The 21,408-nt window shown below is 69.8% G+C and carries 15 protein-coding genes; 6 read left to right on the top strand and 9 right to left on the bottom strand.

Annotated elements, in window-relative coordinates; translation table 11 throughout:
• Positions 1–87: 87 nt before the first annotated feature.
• From OHB09_RS04890 to OHB09_RS04880, 3 genes are read right to left on the bottom strand one after another with little or no spacing between them, the layout of a single operon-like run.
• Complete coding sequence (locus OHB09_RS04890) at positions 88–1,449, bottom strand: MFS transporter (RefSeq protein WP_006144161.1); 1,362 nt, start codon at positions 1,447–1,449, stop codon at positions 88–90.
• Complete coding sequence (ilvD, locus tag OHB09_RS04885; RefSeq protein WP_040897218.1) at positions 1,446–3,158, bottom strand: dihydroxy-acid dehydratase; 1,713 nt, start codon at positions 3,156–3,158, stop codon at positions 1,446–1,448. The genes OHB09_RS04890 and ilvD overlap by 4 nt, the downstream gene beginning before the upstream one ends.
• A 23-nt stretch (positions 3,159–3,181) precedes the next feature.
• Positions 3,182–4,564 carry an FAD-dependent oxidoreductase gene (locus tag OHB09_RS04880; RefSeq protein ID WP_213088098.1) on the bottom strand — a complete coding sequence of 461 codons (1,383 nt, stop codon included), beginning with the start codon at positions 4,562–4,564 and terminating at the stop codon, positions 3,182–3,184.
• A 98-nt stretch (positions 4,565–4,662) separates the two neighbouring features.
• Here OHB09_RS04880 and OHB09_RS04875 point away from each other — a divergent pair, with 98 nt between their 5' ends.
• Positions 4,663–5,310, top strand: a complete 648-nt coding sequence (locus tag OHB09_RS04875) for a GntR family transcriptional regulator (protein ID WP_040897220.1) — start codon at positions 4,663–4,665, stop codon at positions 5,308–5,310.
• Positions 5,311–5,484: 174 nt separating this feature from the next.
• Here OHB09_RS04875 and OHB09_RS04870 read toward each other — a convergent pair whose 3' ends face one another.
• Positions 5,485–7,071 carry an N-acyl-D-amino-acid deacylase family protein gene (locus tag OHB09_RS04870; RefSeq protein ID WP_040897323.1) on the bottom strand — a complete coding sequence of 529 codons (1,587 nt, stop codon included), beginning with the start codon at positions 7,069–7,071 and terminating at the stop codon, positions 5,485–5,487.
• A gap of 41 nt (positions 7,072–7,112) precedes the next feature.
• On the bottom strand, positions 7,113–8,447 hold the full coding sequence (locus OHB09_RS04865; protein WP_245766113.1) for an MFS transporter: 1,335 nt from the start codon (positions 8,445–8,447) through the stop codon (positions 7,113–7,115).
• A 158-nt stretch (positions 8,448–8,605) separates the two neighbouring features.
• Between OHB09_RS04865 and OHB09_RS04860 the strand changes: the two genes are divergently transcribed.
• Positions 8,606–9,643 (top strand): Lrp/AsnC family transcriptional regulator, encoded by a 1,038-nt coding sequence (locus tag OHB09_RS04860; RefSeq protein ID WP_006144167.1) that lies wholly within the window; start codon positions 8,606–8,608, stop codon positions 9,641–9,643.
• 43 nt (positions 9,644–9,686) lie between these two features.
• Here the strand turns inward: OHB09_RS04860 and OHB09_RS04855 are convergent, their stop codons facing one another.
• A complete protein-coding gene (locus OHB09_RS04855; RefSeq protein ID WP_006144168.1) occupies positions 9,687–10,946 on the bottom strand; it encodes an NAD(P)/FAD-dependent oxidoreductase in 1,260 nt (419 codons plus the stop codon).
• 175 nt (positions 10,947–11,121) lie between these two features.
• On the opposite strand from OHB09_RS04855, the gene OHB09_RS04850 reads away from it, so the two are divergent.
• From OHB09_RS04850 to OHB09_RS04835, 4 genes are all read left to right on the top strand, one after another.
• Complete coding sequence (locus OHB09_RS04850) at positions 11,122–12,690, top strand: PucR family transcriptional regulator (RefSeq protein WP_328921652.1); 1,569 nt, start codon at positions 11,122–11,124, stop codon at positions 12,688–12,690.
• Positions 12,691–13,117: 427 nt separating this feature from the next.
• Complete coding sequence (locus OHB09_RS04845) at positions 13,118–14,308, top strand: CaiB/BaiF CoA transferase family protein (RefSeq protein WP_309486367.1); 1,191 nt, start codon at positions 13,118–13,120, stop codon at positions 14,306–14,308.
• Positions 14,298–15,095 carry an enoyl-CoA hydratase/isomerase family protein gene (locus OHB09_RS04840; RefSeq protein WP_328921651.1) on the top strand — a complete coding sequence of 266 codons (798 nt, stop codon included), beginning with the start codon at positions 14,298–14,300 and terminating at the stop codon, positions 15,093–15,095. Before OHB09_RS04845 ends, OHB09_RS04840 begins: the two co-directional genes overlap by 11 nt.
• 64 nt (positions 15,096–15,159) lie before the next feature.
• Complete coding sequence (locus tag OHB09_RS04835; protein WP_040897222.1) at positions 15,160–16,176, top strand: LacI family DNA-binding transcriptional regulator; 1,017 nt, start codon at positions 15,160–15,162, stop codon at positions 16,174–16,176.
• 127 nt (positions 16,177–16,303) lie between these two features.
• Here the strand turns inward: OHB09_RS04835 and OHB09_RS04830 are convergent, their stop codons facing one another.
• The 3 genes from OHB09_RS04830 to OHB09_RS04820 all read right to left on the bottom strand — a co-directional run bounded on the left by OHB09_RS04830 (position 16,304) and on the right by OHB09_RS04820 (position 20,980).
• Entirely contained in the window at positions 16,304–18,709 is a 2,406-nt protein-coding gene (locus OHB09_RS04830; RefSeq protein ID WP_328921650.1) for a SpoIIE family protein phosphatase, read from the bottom strand.
• 300 nt (positions 18,710–19,009) lie between these two features.
• Positions 19,010–19,885 (bottom strand): undecaprenyl-diphosphate phosphatase, encoded by an 876-nt coding sequence (locus OHB09_RS04825; RefSeq protein WP_093597551.1) that lies wholly within the window; start codon positions 19,883–19,885, stop codon positions 19,010–19,012.
• Positions 19,886–20,170: 285 nt separating this feature from the next.
• The gene (locus tag OHB09_RS04820; protein WP_006144175.1) at positions 20,171–20,980 is read right to left on the bottom strand and encodes a TVP38/TMEM64 family protein; all 810 of its coding nucleotides are present in this window, start codon (positions 20,978–20,980) and stop codon (positions 20,171–20,173) included.
• Positions 20,981–21,408 lie beyond the last annotated feature (428 nt).

Below are 21,408 nucleotides of genomic sequence, written 5' to 3'. Positions count from 1 at the left end.
CCGGGGCCCGTTCCGCGTACCACCGAGGCACCACCATGTCGGTCCCGTCTCCTGCCCGCGGCGGGACGTCGCGGGCAGGAGACGAGGTCACCGGTTGGTGTTCTCGACCGGCGCACGGACTTCGGGAACCGCCCCCTGATGTTCCTCATCTGCGGGAGTCTCGCCGGACACCGGCGTTTCGATGTCCCGGTTGACGGTTTCGGGCCCGACCGCGAGGGCTGCCAGCGTGATGGCCGTCATCAACGCCATGTACGCGGCCACGGGCCACCAGTGTCCGGCCCATGCGAACAACGCCGTGGCCACGAAGGGGGCGAGGCCGCCGGCGAGGACGGAGCCGATCTCACGGGCGAACGCGAATCCGGACAACCGGGTGCGCGTTCCGAAGAGTTCGGCGAAATACGCGGCCTGCGGGGCCAGCATCGCGGGGTATGCCACGCCGAGCCCCACGATGAAGGCGAGCATGACCGCCCAGGTCGAGCCGGTTCCGACGAGCAGGAAGAAGGGGACGACCCACACGACAGAGGCGATCGCTCCGGCCAGGTACACGGGCCGTCGTCCGATCCGGTCGGACAACCGCGCATAGACCGGGATAGTGATCATCTCCAGTGCGGCCGCCGCGACGACAGCCCCCAGAGCCACGTTGCCGCTCACTCCGAGCTCTGTGGTGACGAAGGCGACGCCGAAGACCGGGAAGAGGTAGGCGAACCCGTTCTCGGCGAAGCGGGCGCCGATGACCACCAGGAAGCTCTTGGGCTCCTGGCGCAGTGCCGCGAAGAGATCCAGCCGCTGAGGTGTCCGTGGTTCCTGTGCCTTCTCGAAGGCCGGTGTCTCGACGATCCGCCGTCGGATCAGATAGCCGACGGCGACGACGACGAAACTGAGCAGGAAGGGTATGCGCCAGCCCCATGCACGGAACTGGTCGTCGGGCATCAGCAGGAACAACTGGAACACCCCCGCAGCCAGCAGCGTGGCCGTGGCATACCCGACGGGTGCCCATGCCCCGGCGGCTCCGCGACGTTGCTGGTCGGCGTGTTCGACGGAGAGCACGACGGCCCCGGCGTACTCTCCTCCCGCTCCGAAGCCCTGCAGGAGCCGGAGCAGGATGAGCAGAACGGGTGCGGCCATCCCGATCCGGTCGTACGTGGGCAGCACACCGATCAGAGCGGTGGCGGAGCCCATGATGAGAAGGGTGAGGACGAGGACGGCCTTGCGTCCCAGCCGGTCGCCGAGCGCGCCCAGGAACAGGCCTCCGAGGGGCCGGGCGAGGAAGCCCACCGCGTAGGTGGCGAAGGCTGCCAGGGTGCTGACGAGGGGACTCTCGGCCGGGAAGAACAGCTTGTTGAGGACGAGGGCGGCCGCGGTCCCGTAGATGAGGAAGTCGTACCACTCGAGGGCGGTGCCGACGAGGGCCGCCACGCCTGCTCGCCGTGACTGGGATGTCATGGTCATCGTCTGTCTCCTCGGGTGCGCGGACCTGTCTGCTCGTTCGGGCGGGGGCGTCGCAGTACGGCCCCTTGCTGGATGGGGCCGACGAGTGCGGCGTACTGGCCGAGCCATCCCCGCTCGGCCTGCGGGTCGCCGGCGGTGACCGGGGCACCCTGCCTCGGTGGGTCGGTGTCGAGGAGCCGTGCGTCGAGGTCGACGGAGATCCGGTCGCCGTCCCGGACACCGGCGAGGGGCCCGCCGTCCGCCGCCTCCGGCATGACCTGGCCGACGACGAGTCCGTGGTTGAGGCCGGAGAGTTCGCCGTCGGTGACAACGGCGACCTGCCCACCCAGCCCGGCGCCGTTGAGAGCCGCGACGAAACTGGCCGCGAAGACGGTGCCCGGGCCGCCGCGCGGACCCATGCCGCGCAGCACGATCACGTCGCCGGGACGGATGGCGGACTCGCCCAGAGCCGTGATCGCCTCGTCCTCCCCGGCGAAGACGCGGGCGGGTCCCGAGAACTGCCTGCGCGTGGCGGAACCGACTCCGGCCACCTTCACGATCGCACCGTCGGGTGCGAGGGAGCCCCGCAGGATCAGCAGGCCGGGCTCCGGATTCACCGGGTCCGTCGGGGGGTGCAGCACTTCTCCGTCCGGGGCGGGGGCCTGGTCGGCGAGTTCGGCGACCGTGCGGGCCGAGACGGTCAGAGCGTCGCCGTGGAGGCGGGGGAGGAGAGCCCGCAGGGCGGCCTGTGCGCCACCGACCCGTTCCAGGTCCCAGACCTGGTGCGTGCCATTGGGCCTGATGGCTGCCAGCTGGACCGCGTCCTTCCCCTTCTCCTCGAACGTCGCCACGACGTCCATGTCGAGGTCCGCTTCCTGCGCCACCGCCGACAGGTGGCGGATGCAGTTGACGGAGCCGCCCAGGGCGAGGGCGACCTCGATCGCGTTCTCCACCGCCTCGCGGGTCAGGATGCTGCGCGCCGTCACGCCCTCACGGACGAGATCCACGATGCGGCGGCCGGCCTCGGCGGCTCGGGCGAGCATGGGCTCGGAGTTGGCCCGTACGGGGGCGGAACCAGGCATGGTCATGCCGAGGGCTTCGGCGAGTACGTGCATGGTGTTGGCGGTGGCCAGTCCCGCGCAGACGCCGGGGCCCTTGATGGCACAGTCGGCCATGCGTCCCAGTTCGTCGACGCTCATCTTCCCGGAGGCGAGGGCTCCCACGGACTCGTAGACGGTGTCGATGTCCACGGAGCACCCCGCGAAGGTGCCGCCCTGCTGGTAGCCGCCGATCACCAGGATGGCAGGCAGGTCCAGCCGGGCCGCTGCCATCAGGTGGGCCGGGGTGGTCTTGTCGCAGGAGGAAAGGAGGATCATGGCATCGAGCTGGGCGCCTTCGACGGCGGCTTCGATGTCGTTGACGATCAGGTCCCGGGTGGGCATGAGGTACCGCGCCTTGCGGCCGGCGCTGGTCACGAAGTCGCTCGGTGCGGTGGTGCGGATCTCCAACGGCAGACCTCCCGCCTCGCGGACCGCTTCGGCGACGACATCGACGACGTCGTCGAGGTGGGCGAAGCAGACCGACAGGCGTGAGGAGGTGTTGACGATCGCGATCTTCGGACGCTGCTGTTCCTCGTGCGTCATGCCCATGGCGGACCACTGGGCACGCCGGACGGCCCATCGAGTCGTACCCGGCTCGAAGTTGCTGCGCAATGACGTGGGATCGGACATGTGGTTCTCCAAGGATCGGTGTGTCACAGGGCGCTTCCGTTCGCGGCCATGACGGCGCGGACGGATTCACCTTCGATGTCGCGGAATCGGGAGTCCTCATCGAGGGAGAGGACTGCGGCGACGGCGGCGGCGTGGCCGTATTCGAAGCACTGGGCGGTGACCCGTGCGGAGGCGAGTGCCTCGTGCTCGGCGCTCAGGGACCGGCCGGCGACGATGATGTTCTCGCCCGTCTCGGGTACGAGCGTGCCGTAGGGCACCTCGTAGTAGTCGTCGAGAAGCCAGTGAAGCTTGGGCCGGTCACCGCTGTGCAGTTCGATGGGCCAGGGCACCCGGCAGATGCCGTCCGGACGTTTGCGCCCGGTGACCACGTCGTCGTTACGGAGGGTCTCGAGGCCGGCGATGGTGCGCGTCTGCCGGATGCCGGCTTCGACGCCGGTGTCGACGACGTAGCTGTCCTCGCAGCCCGGGACGTGCCGCGCGAGGAAATCGGCGTAGGCGCGCACCTGTTTGCGTCCCAGGACCTCGGCCTCGGTGAAGTCCTCCGGGTCGATGACATTGAGCATCCTGCCGTCACGGGCGGTGAGGCGGGTGGCGTTGACCATGAGTTCGCCGGGGCGGGTGGTCCGGAAGACCCATATCTTCTGCCGCGGCAGGTTCTCGCCGGCCGACCGGGCCGCCACGATCGCGTCCGTGAGTTTGGGCGGACAGATCGTGTCGGTGCCGTAATAGTCCAGGTAGCGCTCCATGTCCACGTTTCCGAGGCGGAAGAACATGGTGGGGTTCTGGATCGCTCCACCGTCACCGAAGGAGTAGCGGTGCCCGGCGCGGGCCACGACCGCGGCGTCTCCGGAGGCGTCGATCGTGCGGGCCGCCTTGACGACCGCGCGGCCCGCGTTGGATTCGACGACGACGCCCCTGTGCGCATTCCCGTCCATGAGGACTCCGGTGACGGAGGTGTGCAGCAGCACACGGACGCCTGCCTGTTCCAGCAGTGAGTCCGCGGTCTCCCGCCACACCAGCGGGTCGTGGGCGCTGGTCCACGTCTTGCCGTACTTCTGCGGTTCGGTGAGCCCACCACGGGCGGCCATCTGGGCCCGGAAGCGCTCGGTGAAGCCGAAGACCACCTGCTCGGGCCCTCGGCCGCGGTCGCTGGCCAGATACAGGCCGCAGACCGTGCCGGAAAGCCCTGCCACGGCGGCGCCGCCGCAGAATCCGTACTTCTCGATCAGGACGACGCTGCGGCCGCTCTCGGCCGCGACGGTGGCCGCGGCGACCCCGGCGGCTCCGCCGCCCACGACGAGCACATCGACCTCGGCCAGCACCGGCAGTTCCACGTTCGGCGGGTGCACCGCATGCAGTTTCCACTCGTGCCGCAGGTAGCCCCCGAGGGCCGATATATCAGTCATGTATTAGTCGTACAGCGGTAGACTGCGCCCTGTCCAGAGTGGGAGGCGGAGAATCTGAGTTCCGGCTCGAGGACAAGGTGAGTGACGGGAGGGGTCGCGTGCAGAAGAAGACCAACAAGGCCGATCAGGCCTATGACGTGCTGCAGAGCATGATCACGTTCCAGGAGCTGCCTCCCGGATCGATGCTGTCCGAGGCGGCCCTCATGGAACTGGCCGGCTTCGGGCGCACGCCGGTCCGTGAGGCCCTGCAGCGGCTGGCGCGCGAGCGGATGGTCGAGATCCACCCGAACCGGGGTGTCCTCGTCGTCGGCACCTCGGTGGAGGCGCAGCTGAAGCTCCTCGAACTGCGGCGCACTGTGGAAGAACTCGCCGTTCGCCTGGCGACGCACCGGGCGAACGCGGAGCGGAAGGAGGCCATGGTGCGTCTGGCCAACCGCCTGGACAACCTTCCCGACGCCGACCTCAGGGCGTTCGACCGGACCCTGAAGGAGATCCACGAACTGATCGCCACGGCAGCGGACAACGACTACCTGCTGGTGGCCATGACCCCGCTGCAGGGCCTGTCGCGGCGCTTCTGGTTCGCCCACATACAGAACCCGGACGAAGAGCTGGCCACGGCGGCGAGCCTGCACAGCGCCATCCTGCACGCCATCTGCCACGGGGACGAAGAAGAGGCGGCCGCCGCCTCGCTGCGCCTCAACGACTACCTGGTGGAGTTCTCCTACCGGACCATCCGCAGCAGATGAGGATGCCGGCGGCCGTCCGCCGACGCATACCGGTGCGGCACTCCGGGGCGGAGAGCGGTGGCCGCGGGACTGCCGCGGACCACCGCACGTAAGGCAGTACCTCCGACGGGGGTACGACCGGTCCTGCAGGCCCGAGAGGCTTCACGCGCAGACCGGCGGGGGTGGTCCGATGGCTCACGCCGGGGTGAGACGCCTTCCCGCTCGCTCCCCGCTGAATTCACCGTCCTCCACCACGATCCGCCCGTTGACCATGACGGCGCGTATGCCGCCTGCCTGCCGATCCGGTGCTTCATAGGTCGCGTGGTCCTCGACCGTCCCGGCGTCGAAGAGGACGAGATCGGCCGCACAGCCCTCGGCGACGCGTCCTCGGTCGGGGATGCCGAACGCGGTGGCGGGCAGGTGCGTCATCTTCCGGATCGCTTCGGGCAGCGACAGCAGACCGCTGTCACGGACGTACTTGGCCAGGATCTTCGGGAACGTGCCGAACATCCGGGGATGGGGCTTGCCGCCGTTTCCCGGCGGCATGCCGTCGGATCCGATCATCGAGCTGGGGTGGGCGATCGCCGCGGCGATGTCCTTCTCGTCCATGGCGAACACCGTCATGGAGACCTGGAGCTCCTCCTGCAGCAGTACGCCGACCAAGGTGTCGAACGCGGGAATCCCCTTCTGCGCGGCGATGTGCGCGAGGCTCATGCCGTCGTACTGATGGGTCGCGGAGGAGGCCACGACGATGCGGTCCCACCCCGCCGCGGCCACCCAGTTCTCCCAACTGCCGTCATGCCGCTCCAGCTCGGCCCCGGCGCGAGCCAACGCGTCCTCGGACCGGAGCCGGGCGAGGAAGGCCTGGTTGCCGCCGTCCTGGAACCATGGGGGGAGGCAGGCGGTGAGCATCGTGCCGGCGGCCTCGTAGGGATACACGTCCTGATGCGCGACGAGACCGCGTGCCCGGGCCGCGTCGAGAGCCTCGAGCGCGTCGCTCACGGTTCCCCAGGCCTGCTTCCCCGTCGCCTTGAGATGAGAGACCTGCAGGCGGCACCCGGCGCGTTCGGCGATGTGCACCGCCTCGGCGACACTCTGCAACAACTGCGGACCCTCGCCCCGCATGTGCGTCGCGTAGACACGGTCGGGCGGCAGTACCTCGGCGAGTGCGACGAGTTCCTCGGCCTCGGAGAACACTCCGGGCGGGTAGATGAGCCCCGTGGAGAGCCCGAACACTCCGGCCTCCAGGGCCCGGCGCAGCTGGGACCGCATCGCCTCCAGCTCCTGGGGGCGGGGTGCGCGGGCCTCCAGTCCCATGGCCGCGATGCGCAGGGCGTTGTGGCCGATGAGAGGGGCGACATTGACGACATGGCCGGCCTCGTCCGCCCGGGAGAAGAACTCCTCGACGGACGACCAGTCGAACGGCAGAGGGGGAAAGATGCGGCGGGTGAAGGAGCGAAAGGCGTCCCGATGGGCGTCGTGCACCGGAGCCAGGCTGAATCCGCAGTTGCCCACGACCTCTGTGGTGACCCCCTGGGTCACCTTGGACACATCGGCAGTGTTCAGGAACGGGGCGTTGTCGGCGTGTGAGTGGACGTCGATGAACCCGGGGCTCAGGACGAGTCCCTCGGCGTCGATGACACGGTCCGCCGTCCCCGCCCCGGGACGCGGATCGCTCACGCGGGTGATCCGGGAGTCGGCGACATGGACGTCGGCGGTGTAGGCCGGGGCACCGGAACCGTCGACGACGGTGGCCCTGCGGAAGAGGGTGGAAGCAGGCATGGAGATCACTCCGATACGGCTGGTGGGGGAGGCGGACGTCATCACGTGCCGGCAGGCACCGCGTGTTCGGTATCCGTCTCCACGCGCGTGGGGGTCGGCTTGGTCGCGAGCAGCAGTACCGTGCCGGCGGCGACAAGCGCGCTCATCGTCAGCAGCCCCCACTCGGTGCTCCCGGTGCGTTCCTTCACGAACCCCATGATCATGGGGCTGAAGAAGCCGCCGAGGAGCCCGATCGAGTTGATGAAGGCGATTCCCCCGGCTGCGGCCGTCCCCTTGAGGAACGAGGGCGGGATCGACCAGAAGACGGTGTACGCCACCCAGAGGCAGACGATTGCCACGTTGATCGACAGGAAGGACACCACGAAGTGGCTCGCGGTCACAGCGGCGCATGCCAGAGCGAAGACGGCGATCCCGGCCGGGATCGCGCTGTGCAGCCGGCGCTCGCCGGTGCGGTCGGAACGGCGGCCGACGATCAGCATGAACACGATGGCGAACAGGTACGGCACCGCGGAGAGGGCACCGACACGGGAAAGGCCGTGGACACCGTTCTCCGTCAGGATGGTCGGAAGCCAGAAGCTCACCGCATAGATGCCGCTGATGAGGCAGAAGTAGCTGAGGGCCAGGCTGTAGGTCCGCGGAGTCGTGAGTGCCGCGCCGAGCCGGTGCTTGCCGCCCGGCCGGCGCTTCCCGATGTCGACCGTGATGATGTCCTTCTCCTCGGCCGTGAGCCACCCGGCGTCGGACGGACGGTCGACGAGCGTCCTCCAGACCACCACTCCGAGCAGGACACAGGGCAGGCCCTCGATCATGAACACCCACTGCCATCCGGCGAGTCCGGCGGCGCCGTCGAGGGTCGACATGATCCAGGAGGACAGCGGTCCACCGACCATCGATCCGATGGGCCCGGGAAGCATGACGTACGACATCACCGCCGCCATCCGGGCCGGCGGGAACCACAGGGTGAGGTAGTAGATGATCCCCGGTGCGAAACCGGCCTCGAAGACACCGAGCAGGAAGCGGAGGGCGTAGAAGCTGGTGGCGTCATGGACGAACACCATGGCCGCCGAGGTCACCCCCCACAGGATCATGATGCGCACGATCGTCTTGCGCGTCCCCACCCTGGCCAGCCACAGATTGCTCGGCACCTCGAAGATGACGTATCCGAGGAAGAAGATGCCGGCTGCCACTCCGTAGACATGCTCGCTGATGCCGATGTCCTGCTGCATCTGCAGCTTGGCGAAGCCGATGTTGACCCGGTCCAGATAGGCGAAGGTGTAGCACACGACCAGCAGCGGGATGATCCGCCGTGCCGCTTTCGCATACAGAGCATCGCGCCGGGCGTCGTGCTCCACCGCGAGCGGGGACAGGGCTCTCATGGAAGCCTCCGGGATGTGTGAGTGAGCTTGCGCACGCATGAACACCGCGTTGAAGATGGGGGCGGCGTGGGCGGCGATGCCGTTCAGGGTGGTCCCGAATCCCGTTCGTCCCGCCAACATGAAGGAAAATTGCGTCGAGCACGCGGGTGGGACGGATTATGACGAGTTCTGTCAGCCTGGGCGGAGTCCCGATCCTGAACGAGACCGACCTCGCCCTCACCGATGCGCTGCAGCTGAACCCACGCGTGAGCTGGACCGCCCTGTCCGAGGTGCTGGAGCTGTCCCCGGTCACCCTGGCCCGCAGATGGCAGGCGCTCGTCCGGGCACGCACCGCATGGACGTGCATCACCCTGGAAGGCCCCAGTTTCCGGGGAGCGATCATCGAGGTGGCCTGCAAACCCGGCACGGCAGTGGACGTGGCCGCCGCCTTCAGCGCGCTGCCGCACGTCGCCACCGTGGGCATCACGGTCGGCGAGTACGACCTGTTCGCCCTGGTGGTCTCCCCGACCGTCGATGCCATCTCCGCGGTGCTGCTGGACGGGCTGCCGATCACCCCCGACGTCACCCGGGTGAGCAGCCACGTCTACACGGGCATGCTGGGCGGAGGGCGTTGGAGGCACGGAGTGCTCAACCGCGCGCAATGCGAGCAGGTCCGCAGCGATCTGGGGCCGCCGCCCAAGGAACTGCGCCCGCTCAGCGTCGACGACAGAGCCCTGTACGTCGCCCTGGGAAGGGACGGGCGCCGCAGCTACACCGAGGTCGCACAGGACCTGGGGACCTCGCCGCAGGTGGTCAAGCGCCGCCTCGATCGGTTGCAGCGACGGGGCGAAGTCGCCTTCCGCTGCGATGTGGCGCGTCCCCTGGCCGGATGGCACGCCATGGCGATGCTGTGGCTGACGGCACCCGACGCCGAAGTCGGCGGCATCGGACGGGCGATCGGGGAGTGGCGGGAGACGCGCTTCTGCGCGCCCGTGGTCGGTCGCACCAATCTGTGTGTGATCGTCAGCCTGCGTTCGGTGGAACAGTTGGAAGAGATCGTGCTCAGACTGGCCGCAGAATATCCGCAGGTCACCATCGCCGAACGTCGTCTGGTGCTTCGGCAGGTGAAGGTGCACGGACGCCTGGTCGACGAGCACGGCAGGTCCACCGAGGTGATCCCGGTGGACCCGTGGGGCATGCTGGCCGGCAGAGCCTGAGCGGCGAGGGGCACGCCCATCGGCCCCGGGCCGCCGTCCCGCGTCAGCGCAACGGATCGAAGGGGCCCAGTTCCGCCGGTCGACGGCCGGTGACCACCTGCTCCGCGAGCAGGCGACCGGTCGCCGGTCCGAGAGTGATGCCCCACATGCCGTGCCCGCCGGCGGCGAACACACGTGGCGAGCGAGTGGCGCCGATGAGCGGCAGGCCGTCGGGGGTGCAGGGCCGCGACCCCACCCATTCGTCCTTGCGCATGTCGAGGTCCGCTCCCTCCAGCAGCGGCCGGGCGGCGTCCACGAGGGCGTTGATCCGGCGGGCGTCCAAAGGCGCCTCGGGAGACCGGAACTCCATCATGCCCGCCACCCGCAGGAGCCGGCCCTCCAGCGGCGTGCAGGCCACACGCTGAGCGGGGAAGTACACCGGCGCCGAGGGCACCCGCTCCATGGGGACGCTGAAGCTGTAACCCCGTCCGGCCTGGATGAGGGAGCGCACGCCGAACCGATGGCCGAGGCGACGCAACCAGACACCGTTGGCGAGGACGACGGAGGCGACGTGATCCACTCTGCCGTCCGCCGTGCGGACCTGAACTCCTCGGCCGTCGTCCGACACCTCGGTGACCTCCGCACCGATCCGGACATCGCCGCCACGGGCACGGACCGCGGCGGCGAGGGCGTGCACGTAGGCCCCCGGGTCGACATAGCGCTGCCCGTGCAGCCGCAGCGCCGCGCCGACCTTCGCGGACAGCGCCGGTTCGACCTCCCGAGCCTCGTCACCACCGAGCACGTCGAACTCGATGCTCTGTCCCGAAGACCGTATGTGCTCCAGTTCGTCCAGCAGCACCTTGCGCTCCTGCGTACTGCCGTACGCGGCGAGGAACGAGCCCGCGGGGACGGTCTCGGCAGCGACACCGCCCTCCGACAGGGCGTCGAAGCTCGACAGCGCCAGCCGGTTGATCGGCACCAGCGACCGCATCGCGCGTTTCCACCTGGCGGTGGTGCTGTGGCGTGCGAAGCCCGCAAGGAAGCGCAGCAGCTGGAGATCGCCGCTCAACGGGACGTAGACGGGCGAGGAAGGGCTCAGTACGGCCCGCAGGCCATAGCGCACGACGGCGGGTTCGGGCAGGGGCGTGGCGAGTCCGGGGGTGATCCATCCTGCGTTGCCCCATGAGGATCCGGCGGCCACGTCAGCGCGTTCGAGCACGGTGACGGTGGCGCCGAGTTCCTGCAGGAACCAGGCGGTGGAGAGGCCGACCATGCCTGCGCCCACGACGGCGACACGGTCGGGACCAGGGGAGGAGAACCGCATTGTGCTTCCTTCCGTTTCGACGGCAACGGTGTCGATCCTGGGTGGGCGGGCCGCCGCTGTCTTCGTCGTGATCCGCTCATGACCGCCGTGGTGCTTGTGCCACGGGCACAAAGGGGTGATGCAGAATGCGCATCATGCGCAGTGAAGTCGTCGTCCGCTGGACCAGGGGCCGGCCGTGATCACTCTCACCGACCTTGTCACCTCTCTCGGTGCCGGACTGCTGCGCCTGGTCGTCGCGGGGCCGGGCGCCGAGATCCGCGATGTCGTGCTGGCGGAGCCCGGTGAGGGCGCGGGACAGCCGGGCGATCTCGTCCTGGGCGTGGGCGTCACGCACCCGCATGCGGCCGCGGAGCTCGCGGAACGAGCTGCGGCGGCGGGAGCGGAAGGACTCGTGTTGAAGGCCGCCGTGATCAGGACTTCGGGGATCGGCGACATCGCCGAGCGCCTCGGCCTGGCCCTCGTGGAGCTGCAACCGCACGTGTCATGGACGGGCGCTGTCTGGCTCCTGCGCAGTGTCATCGACCGCGGGGCGGGAACGGACGCGGACGCCGCGGGTGTGCGCGGCACCCTCTTCGCCCTCGCGGATGCGGCAGCGGACATCGTCGAGGCCCCCGTGACCGTGGAGGACGCCCACTCGCGCGTTCTCGCCTACTCCGCACGCCAGGAGATCACGGACTCCGCGCGGGTCTCGACGATCGTGGGCCGACGGGTGCCTGCCGAGGTGACCGCGCACTTCAGAGCCCGCGGCGTCTACCGCCGGCTCGCCGGTTCCAGCGAGCCGGTGCTGACTCCTCCAGGGCCGGACGGCCTGCTGCCGCGGCTGATCATTCCCGTTCGGGCAGGAGGCGAATGGCTCGGTTCGATCTGGGCCGTGGCCGAGAAGCCGGTGCCTCCGGAACGTATGCGCGAACTCGAAGGAGTGGGGTCCGCTCTCGCCCTGCACCTGCTGCACCTGCGCGCGGACGCCGGTCTGGGGCGCCGGATGCTGGAAGGCCGCCTGTCCGCCGTGCTGCGCCATGGGGAGCGGGAGGCGGCGTCCGCGCTGCCGCCGGGCCCGTGGCGCGTCATCGTCCTGGGCGCCCCGGACGGGGTGCGGGACGTGGGCGCGCACGCCCTCGTCTGGGAATCCGTCGCCCGTCGAGCCGGCTGGGAACAGCCGCTCACGGTGGAGCTCGACGGCCTTCTGTACTGCCTGGTGAGCGATGTCGGGAACGACTCTGCCACGACGCCTCGCCCGGGTTCCGTGCGCTGGCTGCGGAACATCCTTGGCGAGTCGTCCCCGCACGACCGCAGTTCGTACGCCGTCATGGGCGGCCTGGCGCACGCGCCCGAGGAGATTCCCCGTTCGCGTGGCGAGGCCGCCGAGCTGAGCCGGCTGGTCACGGCGGGCCGACTGCCGGCCGCCGCGTCCGGTGGACTCCTCCGGGTGGAGGACGTCTGGGACGCCCTCGTGGTGGAACGGGCCCAGGCGGCAACGCGGATCGAAGCGGGCCTGCTCGGCGGCCCGCTCGCAGCCCTCTCGGCCCATGACAGGGAGCACGGGACCGCGCACCTGGCGACGCTCACCGCGTGGCTGGACTTCCACGGCGACCCCAGAGGCGCCGCTCACGCCCTGCGCATACATCCCAACACGCTGCGTTACCGCATGCGGCGCCTTGGGGAAGTGGCTCCGGTGGATCTTTCCTCGCCGCGCGTACGACTGGCTCTCCGGCTCCAACTCGGGGCCATGGAGGCCGCGCGCTGAGGCACCCTGTGCCGGCGGCCTCGGGCGGCTCGACGCGCACAGTCGGACTCGGCTTCGTGGAGCCGTGGGGAAGGACTCCGGCCACGCCGGATGTCCGCGGCGGCGGCACCACTGAGCAATCGATTGCGCAGGTGGGTGCGGCTTGTCGGCCTCGAGAGTGGAAAGCGGGGCGCAGCGCGGCGAAATGCCTGGAGACAATCGATTGCGCATGCTCTTGCGGAGGCCAATGTGCGCCGTCTAGTGTGAAACGAAGTCGCCACGGCTCGTCCCTGGCTTCGACTTGGTTCCGCGTCGACTGTCATGGCGCCTTGGGAAGACAAGTCCTGGGGGCCACACCCCGCACCCCGCACTCCCGGATGCCCGCGCCCGAAGAGCCGTCGGGTCGGCATCCCCGCGCCGGTCAGAGCCGGACGCCGCATCACCTCAGATGGGACAACACATGCTTTCGGGTCTCCGCGTCGTGAGCTTCACCCATTTCCTCCAGGGCCCCTCGACGAGCCAGATACTGGCCGACCTCGGGGCCGAGGTCATCAAGGTCGAACCACCGAGCGGTGCCTTCGAGCGGACTTGGTCGGGCCCCGACGCGTACCTGGGTGACACCAGCGTCTTCTTCCTTCTCGGGAACCGGAACACCAAGAGCATTGCGGTCGACCTCAAGGCGCCGGAGTCGCGCGAGGCGCTCGACAGACTGCTGGCCACCGCCGACGTGGTGGTCGAGAACTTCCGGCCCGGCGCGATGGACCGCCTGGGGTTCGGATACGAGCGGCTGAAGTCCCTGAACCCACGGCTGGTCTACTGCTCCCTCTCGGGCTATGGTCCCGACGGGCCCTACCGTGACCGGCCTGGCCAGGACGTCCTCATTCAGGCACTCTCAGGGCTGGCCGCAGCCACGGGGACCGCCGACGGGCCTCCCACGCCGGTGGGCGCGTCGCTCGTCGATCAGCACGGCGCCGTCCTCGGAGCCATGGGCATCCTGGCCGCCCTGCAGGGGCGCGAACGTACGGGCGAGGGCTGCAAGGTCGAGAGCAACCTGCTGAACGCGGCACTCGACCTGCAGATCGAACCGCTCGCCTACCATCTGAACGGTTTCAAGGGAGAACGCAGCGCCTCCGGCGTCTCGTCCATGTACTACAAGGCTCCCTACGGCGTCTTCGCGACGGCGGACAGCCACCTCTGCATCTCCCTCACCAGCCTCCCCGCCCTGCACACGCTCTTCGACGACCCGGGGTTCGACGACATCGCAGAAGACGAGTCCTACGCCCGCCGGGAGCAGGTCAACGCGCGAGTCGCCAAGCACATGCGCCGGCGGACGACCGCGGACTGGACCGCCCGGCTGACCGCCCACAAGATCTGGTTCTCACAGGTCAACACCTACGACGACGTCGTCACGGATCCGCAGGTGGTCCACAACCGTTCGATCGTCAGCTTCGAACACCCCGACGCGGGCACGGTCCGCGTGCTGGGCCACCCGGTCACCTATGACGGAGAGCGCCCCGGTGTCCATGCCGTACCGCCCGCACTCGGAGCCGATACCGCGACGGTCCTGGAGTCGCTGGGCTACACCGCGCAGGAAATCGATGTCCTCGCGCAGAAGGGGGCGCTGCACCGTGCCGGCTGAGCAGACGAGCAAGCCCAGGACCGAGGATCTTCCCGTCCTGACCGAGATCCGCGACCAGACGCTGGCCATCCGGTTGAACCGGCCCCGCAAGTACAACGCGTTCAACTCCGAGATGCTCCAGCTGGTCACCTCGGCGCTGCTCGACGCCGACGCCGACCCGGCCGTACGCGCCGTGATCATCACCGGCAACGGCCCGGCCTTCGCCGCGGGCGCCGACATCGGCGAGTACGCGAGCGCCGACAGCGAGGAGTTCCAGGCGTTCACCACCCGTGCCAATGTCATGTGCGACACGATCGCCGGCCTCCGGCTCCCCGTCATCGCCGCCGTTCACGGCCTGGCCCTGGGAGGGGGCTTCGAGGTCGTACTGAGCTGCGACCTGGTGGTGGCCGACACCACAGCCTCGTTCGGCCTGCCGGAAATCTCGCTGGGCCTGATGCCCGGTTGGGGAGGCACCCAGCGGCTGACCCGGCACGTGGGAATCAACCGCGCCAAGGAAATGATCATGACGGGTGCGCGTATCTCCGGCGAACGGGCCCACGCACTCGGCATTGTCACCCATGTCAGTGATGACGGCACCGCTCTCCTGCGCGCGCAGCACATCGCCGACGAGCTCGCGCGGGGACCGGGCCACGCGATCGCGGCGATCAAGGCCGCCGTGGGGTGCACCACCACCGCCGGGTTCACGACCGAACAACAGCACCTGCACGCCCTGTTCAACACGGCTGACGCGCGGGAAGGCATCCGGGCCTTCGTGGAGAAGCGTCCCGCGGAGTTCGGCGCACGCTGATGCTCTCTCGGCTCTGTCCCGACCACCGGTCCCGGGTCCGGCCGACTTGTAGAATGCCCTGACCATGGCAGGACTCAAAGACGTCGCGGCGGCCGCGGGCGTATCCGTATCGGTGGCCTCCCGCGTGCTGACCGCGGATGCCAAGGCCCGAATCCATCCCGACACGCGTCAGCGGGTCCTGGCTGTCGCGGGGGAGATCGGGTACGTCCCGAGCCACCGTGCCCGCGCCCTGCGCATGTCCAGGGCCGGGGCCCTGGCGTTGATCGTTCCCGATGTCAACAACGCCGTCTTCGCGCCTTTGCTGGCCGGCGTGGACGAGGTCGCGACCTCACGATCCGTCAGCGTGCTGCTGGGACAGCTCGATGGCCCGCGGGCGGGAAAGCGCGAGTTGGACGCGCTCGTAGGGAAGGGCCGGGTCGATGGGGTGGTCCTCCAGCGGCGGGAGGACTTCACGGACCGCATGCTGGCATCGACCCTGGACATCGACGTACCCGTCGTACTGTTCAACTCCCGTCTGAAGGGCCGCACCGGTTCGGTGCTTCTCGACGACGTCGAAACCGCGCGGATCGCCACCCGGCATCTGCTCGACCTCGGGCACGAGCACCTCGGATTCGTCGGCGGAACCGTTCGGCATGACGCGGCGGCCCGCAGGTTCACGGGTTTTCGGGCCGCGATGCGCGCTGCCGGGCGCTCCGTCGCCAAGTCCGCCGTCGTCGCCGCGGGATGGGAGGCCGATGCGGGCATGGCCGCTGCGGAGCGACTGCTGGGTACGCCCTCACCTCCCACCGGCCTGGTGGTGGCCAGTGTGAACGCCGCTTTCGGCGTTGTCTCCTGGGCGAGCCGCGCCGGAATACGCGTTCCGGAGGAGCTCTCGGTGGTGGCCATCCAAGACACCTGGATGGCCGAGGTGTACTGCCCGCCGGTGACAGTCGTACGCATGCCGATGCAAGAGGCGGGTGCCGCCGCCACGTCCATGCTGCTCGACCACATCGATGGAGCCCCCCTGGCTGACCTGGTGCTCCGCGCACCGGTTCCGGAACTCGTGGTCCGTGGTACGACAGGGCCGCCGTCGACGACGTGAGGCGGCGCCTCGGCGGGGGTGGGCATCTGCCGTGGGACGTGCCGCCCGCCACCACGGCAAGAGGGCCGTCGGCGGGGACGGCGCTGTACGAAATGCCTTCGGAGTGGTTGAGGTTCGCTGCGGACTGCTAGGTCGGAAAGGGGGGCGGCGGGGTCGGGGGCAAGGCCTGTTCTGCCCAGATGGTCTTGCCGTGCCGGCCGTACCGGCTGCCCCAGCGTGTGCTGAGCTGGGCTACGAGAAACAGACCGCGACCGCCCTCGTCACTGGTGCGTGCTCTGCGCAGGCGCGGCTGAGTGTTGCTGGAGTCGGACACCTCGCAGATCAGAGCAGTCTCCCGCATGAGCCGCAGGCCCACGGGGCCGCTTGCGTATCGGATGGCGTTGGTGACCAGTTCGCTGACGATGAGTTCCGTGGTGAAGATGGTCGCGTCATCCAGTCCCCAGACGGCCGACTGGCGCGTCGCGGCCTCGCGCGCGTCGGCGACAACGGCGGGGTCTGCGGGGAACTCCCATGTCGCGGTGGCTTCCTCGGGCAGCAGCCGGGTGCGGGCCAGCAGCAACGCGATGTCGTCGCGCGACGGGCCGGCGTCATCCGCCAGCAGCGCACGGCCGAGGGCATCGAGTGACGAACCACGACGGGCCTGCTCCGTGAGGCGGTCGGCCAGCCGCCGCATGCCGACATCGGGGTCCAGGCCGCCACGGTGGATCAGGCCGTCGGTGTAAAGGGCCAGGACACTGCCCGCGGCCAGGTCGACGACCGTGGTCTCGAAGGGCAGGCCGCCGACGCCCAAGGGAGGCCCGGGCGTGGCGTCGAGCAGACGGCCGATGCCGTCCGGACCGATCAGAACGGGGGGCGGATGGCCGGCGCTGGCCAGGGTGCAGCGGCCGTCGACGGGATCGTAGACGGCGTACAGGCACGTTGAGCCCACGGTGTCCTGTTGGGCGGGGTCGGCCTCGGCAGCGAGCCGACTCACGAGGTCGTCGAGATGGGTGAGGACTTCATCGGGTGACAGTTCGAGGTCGGCGAGAGTCTGCACAGCGGTGCGCAGCCGCCCCATGGTGGCGGTGGCCGCCAGGCCGTGGCCGATGACGTCACCGACGACGAAGGCGGTGCGCAGCGAAGGCAGCGGGATCGCGTCGAACCAGTCGCCGCTGATCTCGGCGCCGCCACCCGCGGGCAGGTAGAGCCCGGCCGTCTCTGCCGCCGGGGTGTCCGTGGTGGCGCGGGGAAGCAGGCGCTGCTGAAGGCTGACGGCCGCATTGTGCTCCCGCGTGTAGCGCCGTGCATTGTCCACGCTCAGCGCGGCCCTGGAAGCGATCTCGGCCAGCAGCTCGGCGTCCTCCTGATCGAAGGCATCCGACTGCTCGGTGCGCCAGATGGTGACGGAGCCGAGCATGAGGCCACGAGCGAACAGCGGGGCGGACACTGCGGAGTGCCCGTGCTCGGGGACCAGCACCCGGGCCAGATCCGGGTCCGCGGGCAGAGCGAGAAAACTCTCCCTGTCGTAGATGACAGCTCCACCATGCTGAAGATTCCACAGGTTCGCCGTGCCCCTGTAAGGCGGGACTGCCGTGCCCGGCTGCAGCAGAGCACCGGGCCAGGGTCCGTCGGCCGAGGCGACAGCGGTCCGGCGCAGCTGAAGATCTCCTCCGCCGACCACCTTCGGCGGCTCGTCGCCGCGCAGCACGGCTTCCGCCAGATTCACCCACCCCAGTTCACCGAGGGCCGGAACGAGCACATCAACCAGGTCCTGGGCGGTGCGAGTGACGTCGAGAGAAGCGCTGATGCGGACCGAGGCTCGATGGGCCAGCTCCAGGTACCGGCGAGAGCGACGCTGCGCGGTGGCGTCACTGACCAGCGTGGCGACTCCGGTCGCATTCCCCTGGGCGTCCTGCAGACGCACACTTGTGAGGGCCAAGTACCACTGCCGCCCTGACATCTGTGGTGAGCGCAAGCGCTGTTCATGTCCGACCAGTGGCACGCCCGTCTCCAGCAGCCCACGCAGCACCGCCCGCACCGCCTCGGCATCCAGAGCGGACATCACGTCGGTCAGTCGGCTTCCGGGCGGGAAGGCGGGCCCGTCGAACAGCTCGGGTGTCATGTTCGACCGCACGGCAGTCAGATCCCTGTCGCGGATGCTGATCCCGATCCGGTCCTGGACGAGCAGCGCGTGCAGGAAAGCCCCTCCCTGCTCCCAGTCGGTCGCCCAGCGGGCGGGTGCGGCGATCACGAAAAACCCGGTCCCGCCGTCGAACGGAAGCATCCGGAAGGCGACCTCGACCGCGCCTCCGCCACGGGGACGCAGCGCTGCCCGACCTCCTGCCGGGCCTCTCGTGAGTCGCCACTCGTGCTTCGAGGCATCGGTGAGCAGCCGGAACACGGTGTGGCCGCGAACCTCCGAGGCTGTCCGGCCCACTAGCGCCGCGGCCGTGTCGGAGCAGTGGAGCACGGAGCCGTGCGCATCGAGCACGGCTGTCGCGATGCCGTCCAAGGGGGGCGGGGGCGCAGCGGTGTCCTGGGAGGAGTCCTTCATACTGCGCCGCCTTTCCTCCCCTCGCGGACAGGACTTATGTCCAGTATGAGCAACTGAAGCGGTAGTGACAATCTATGTCGGGATCGTGAACCCGCCAGGCGGTCGGATGCTGCAGTGGACCCTCGGGAGCAAGCCAGTGAGGTGCCCGCGCCCTGCGGCGATGCCGGCCGAGATGTCACCGAGACGGCAGGGGGCGCCGGTTTCCGTACCGACGGGTCCGCCGCCCGGGGGCACGGCCCGTGTCCTCGGCCCCACCGTGGGGCCATGTCCAGATCGGCCACAACCAGGGCCGGCCCTGGTTCAGCTGCCGGATTCGCCCGCGTGTGGGCCCAGCACGCCGGCTCCGACCAGCATGAACAGCAGGATGCCGAGGGCGATGCGGTACCAGACGAAGGGCATGAAGGACTTCGAGCTGATGAACTTCATGAACCACGAGATGACCACGTACCCGGACACGAACGCGATCACCGTCGCGAACAGCGTCGGCCCCCAGGTCACGTGCCCGCCCTCCGCCGCGTCCTTGAGTTCGAACACCCCGGAGGCCAGCACGGCGGGAACCGCCAGCAGGAAGGAGTACCTGGCCGCGGCCTCCCGCCGGTAGCCGAGGAACAGGCCGCCGCTGATCGTCGCCCCGGAGCGCGAGACACCGGGGATCAGCGCCATCGCCTGGCAGACGCCGTAGATCAGGCCGTCCTTGATGTTCAGGTTCTCCAGTGTCTTGCGCTGCTTGGGCGCCCGGTGCCGTCCGCCCTTCTCGTCGCGCGCCGCGAGCCGGTCGGCGACGCCGAGGACCACGCCCATGGCGATGAGCATCGTCGCGGTGACCCGCAGATCCCGGAACGGTCCCTCGATCTGGTCCTTGAGCGTCACGCCGAGCACGCCGATCGGGATCGAGCCGACGATGACCAGCCAGCCCATCCGGGCGTCCGGATCGTGCCGTCGCTCCTTGTCCACGAGCGAACGCGTCCACGCGGACAGGATGGCGGCGATGTCCTTGCGGAAGTAGATCAGCACCGCCGCCTCCGTGCCGATCTGGGTGATGGCGGTGAACGCCGCTCCCGGGTCGGTCCAGCCGGCGAACGCCGCGGTCAGCCGCAGATGGGCGCTGGAGGAGACGGGAAGGAACTCGGTCAGTCCCTGGACGAGTCCGAGGACGAGGGATTCAAACCAGGACATGGCGGCAGGAAGTCCAAGCGCTGATCGTGCGGAGGCGTGAAGAGGGGAGGTGTGACGAGGTGAGATGCGAAGAGAGGAGGCGTGAAGGAGCCCGCGGGGCGCGAACATGCAGGACCGCGCGCACACGACCGGCGTGCACACGGTGCTCGGGTGTGTCGGGTGGCAGCGTAGCGCCCCTGAATGAACGCCCGGTCACAGGGGTTTCCCGACGTGACGGGCCGGTACGTGACGGCCCCAGCGCCCCGCGGACCTGCGGCCGGGAGGCGCGGGGAGTCGCGGAAGGGGTCAGCCCGCGCGCAGGTGGTGGCGTTTGCGCCAGGCGAGGGCCGTGGCCGCCAGCGCGGGGACGGCGATGATGGCCAGGGCGATCAGGAAGGCGGGGGAGGTGGGGCTGGAGGCACGGTCACCGGCGACGACGTACGCGGCGGTGTTGGGGATCGAGCCGAGTGCCGTGGCGGTCAGGAACGAGGTCGAGCGCATCCGGGAGACGGCGGCGCAGTAGTTGGCCGCCCAGAACGGCACCCCGGGGAAGAGCCGGGCCGCCATCATCGAACGGAAACCGTGCCGGCTGAGCTGCCCGTCCGCCGCCTTCAGCCAGCGGCCGCGCACCAGCGGACGCAGCGCGTCCTGCCCGAGCAGCCGGCCGAGGCCGAAGGCGAGCCCGGCCCCCAGCACGGTCCCCGTCAGGGCGCTGCCCGTGCCGAACTGGGAGCCGAACAGGGCACCCGCGGCGAGGTTGAGCAGCGGGCGCGGCACGAAGGCGACCGTGCAGAGCCCGTATGCCACCGCGAAGACCGTGGCGGCCGCGGCACCGCCGAGCTGCGGTGGCCAGCCGTGCGTCAGCAGTCTCTGCGGTTCGAACAGCAGCACGCAGGTGGCGGCCGTCGCGAGCAGCGCCACCAGCAGGGCCAGTCGCGCCCAGGGCGAGAGCAGCGCCCTGCCGCAGCGGGCGGCGAGGGAGGGGGAGACGGCGGCGACCGGGGCGCCCACCGAGGACGCGGCGACGGCCGGGGCCGTGGCGTCGGTGAGCTCCGTGGCGGTGGCCCGGGGAGAGGCCGTGGCGGTGCCCCCAGAGCGGGTGGCGGCATCGAGCATTCAGCGACACTAACCGACGCGTACATGTGATCGCCGTATGGTCCATCTCACGGGTCCCGCGCTGAACACCCGTCAGCCCCCGGCCGGCCGCGCCCGATCGGGTCCCCGAGGGCCCGCCCGCCCCGTCGGTGTCACCGGTGCCGCCCGCCCTCGGACCCGTCGGCGCGCGGCACGAAAACCATTCGACCCGGGGCCGGACACCGGGGGATGATCGGGACATGTTCCGGCACGCCTTCCCCTACACGGCATCCGCGCTCGCGGATGCGCCGAAGGCTGCCGTTCACGCCTCCACGGTCGCCCCCGGCGGCGCCCGAAGCTGACCCTCCCCGGAACGTCCGGCGGACCCCCCAGGGGGAGGGTCGGCCACTTCCTCGGGGTCCCCGTCCCGGCCGCGTGCCCACCGCGCCACGCCCGGGCCGTTCACGCGT

Origin of the sequence: Streptomyces griseoaurantiacus (genome assembly GCF_036189845.1) — a bacterium.
Classification (GTDB): Bacteria; Actinomycetota; Actinomycetes; order Streptomycetales; family Streptomycetaceae; genus Streptomyces; species Streptomyces griseoaurantiacus.
This window is presented reverse-complemented; position numbering and strand designations above follow the sequence as displayed.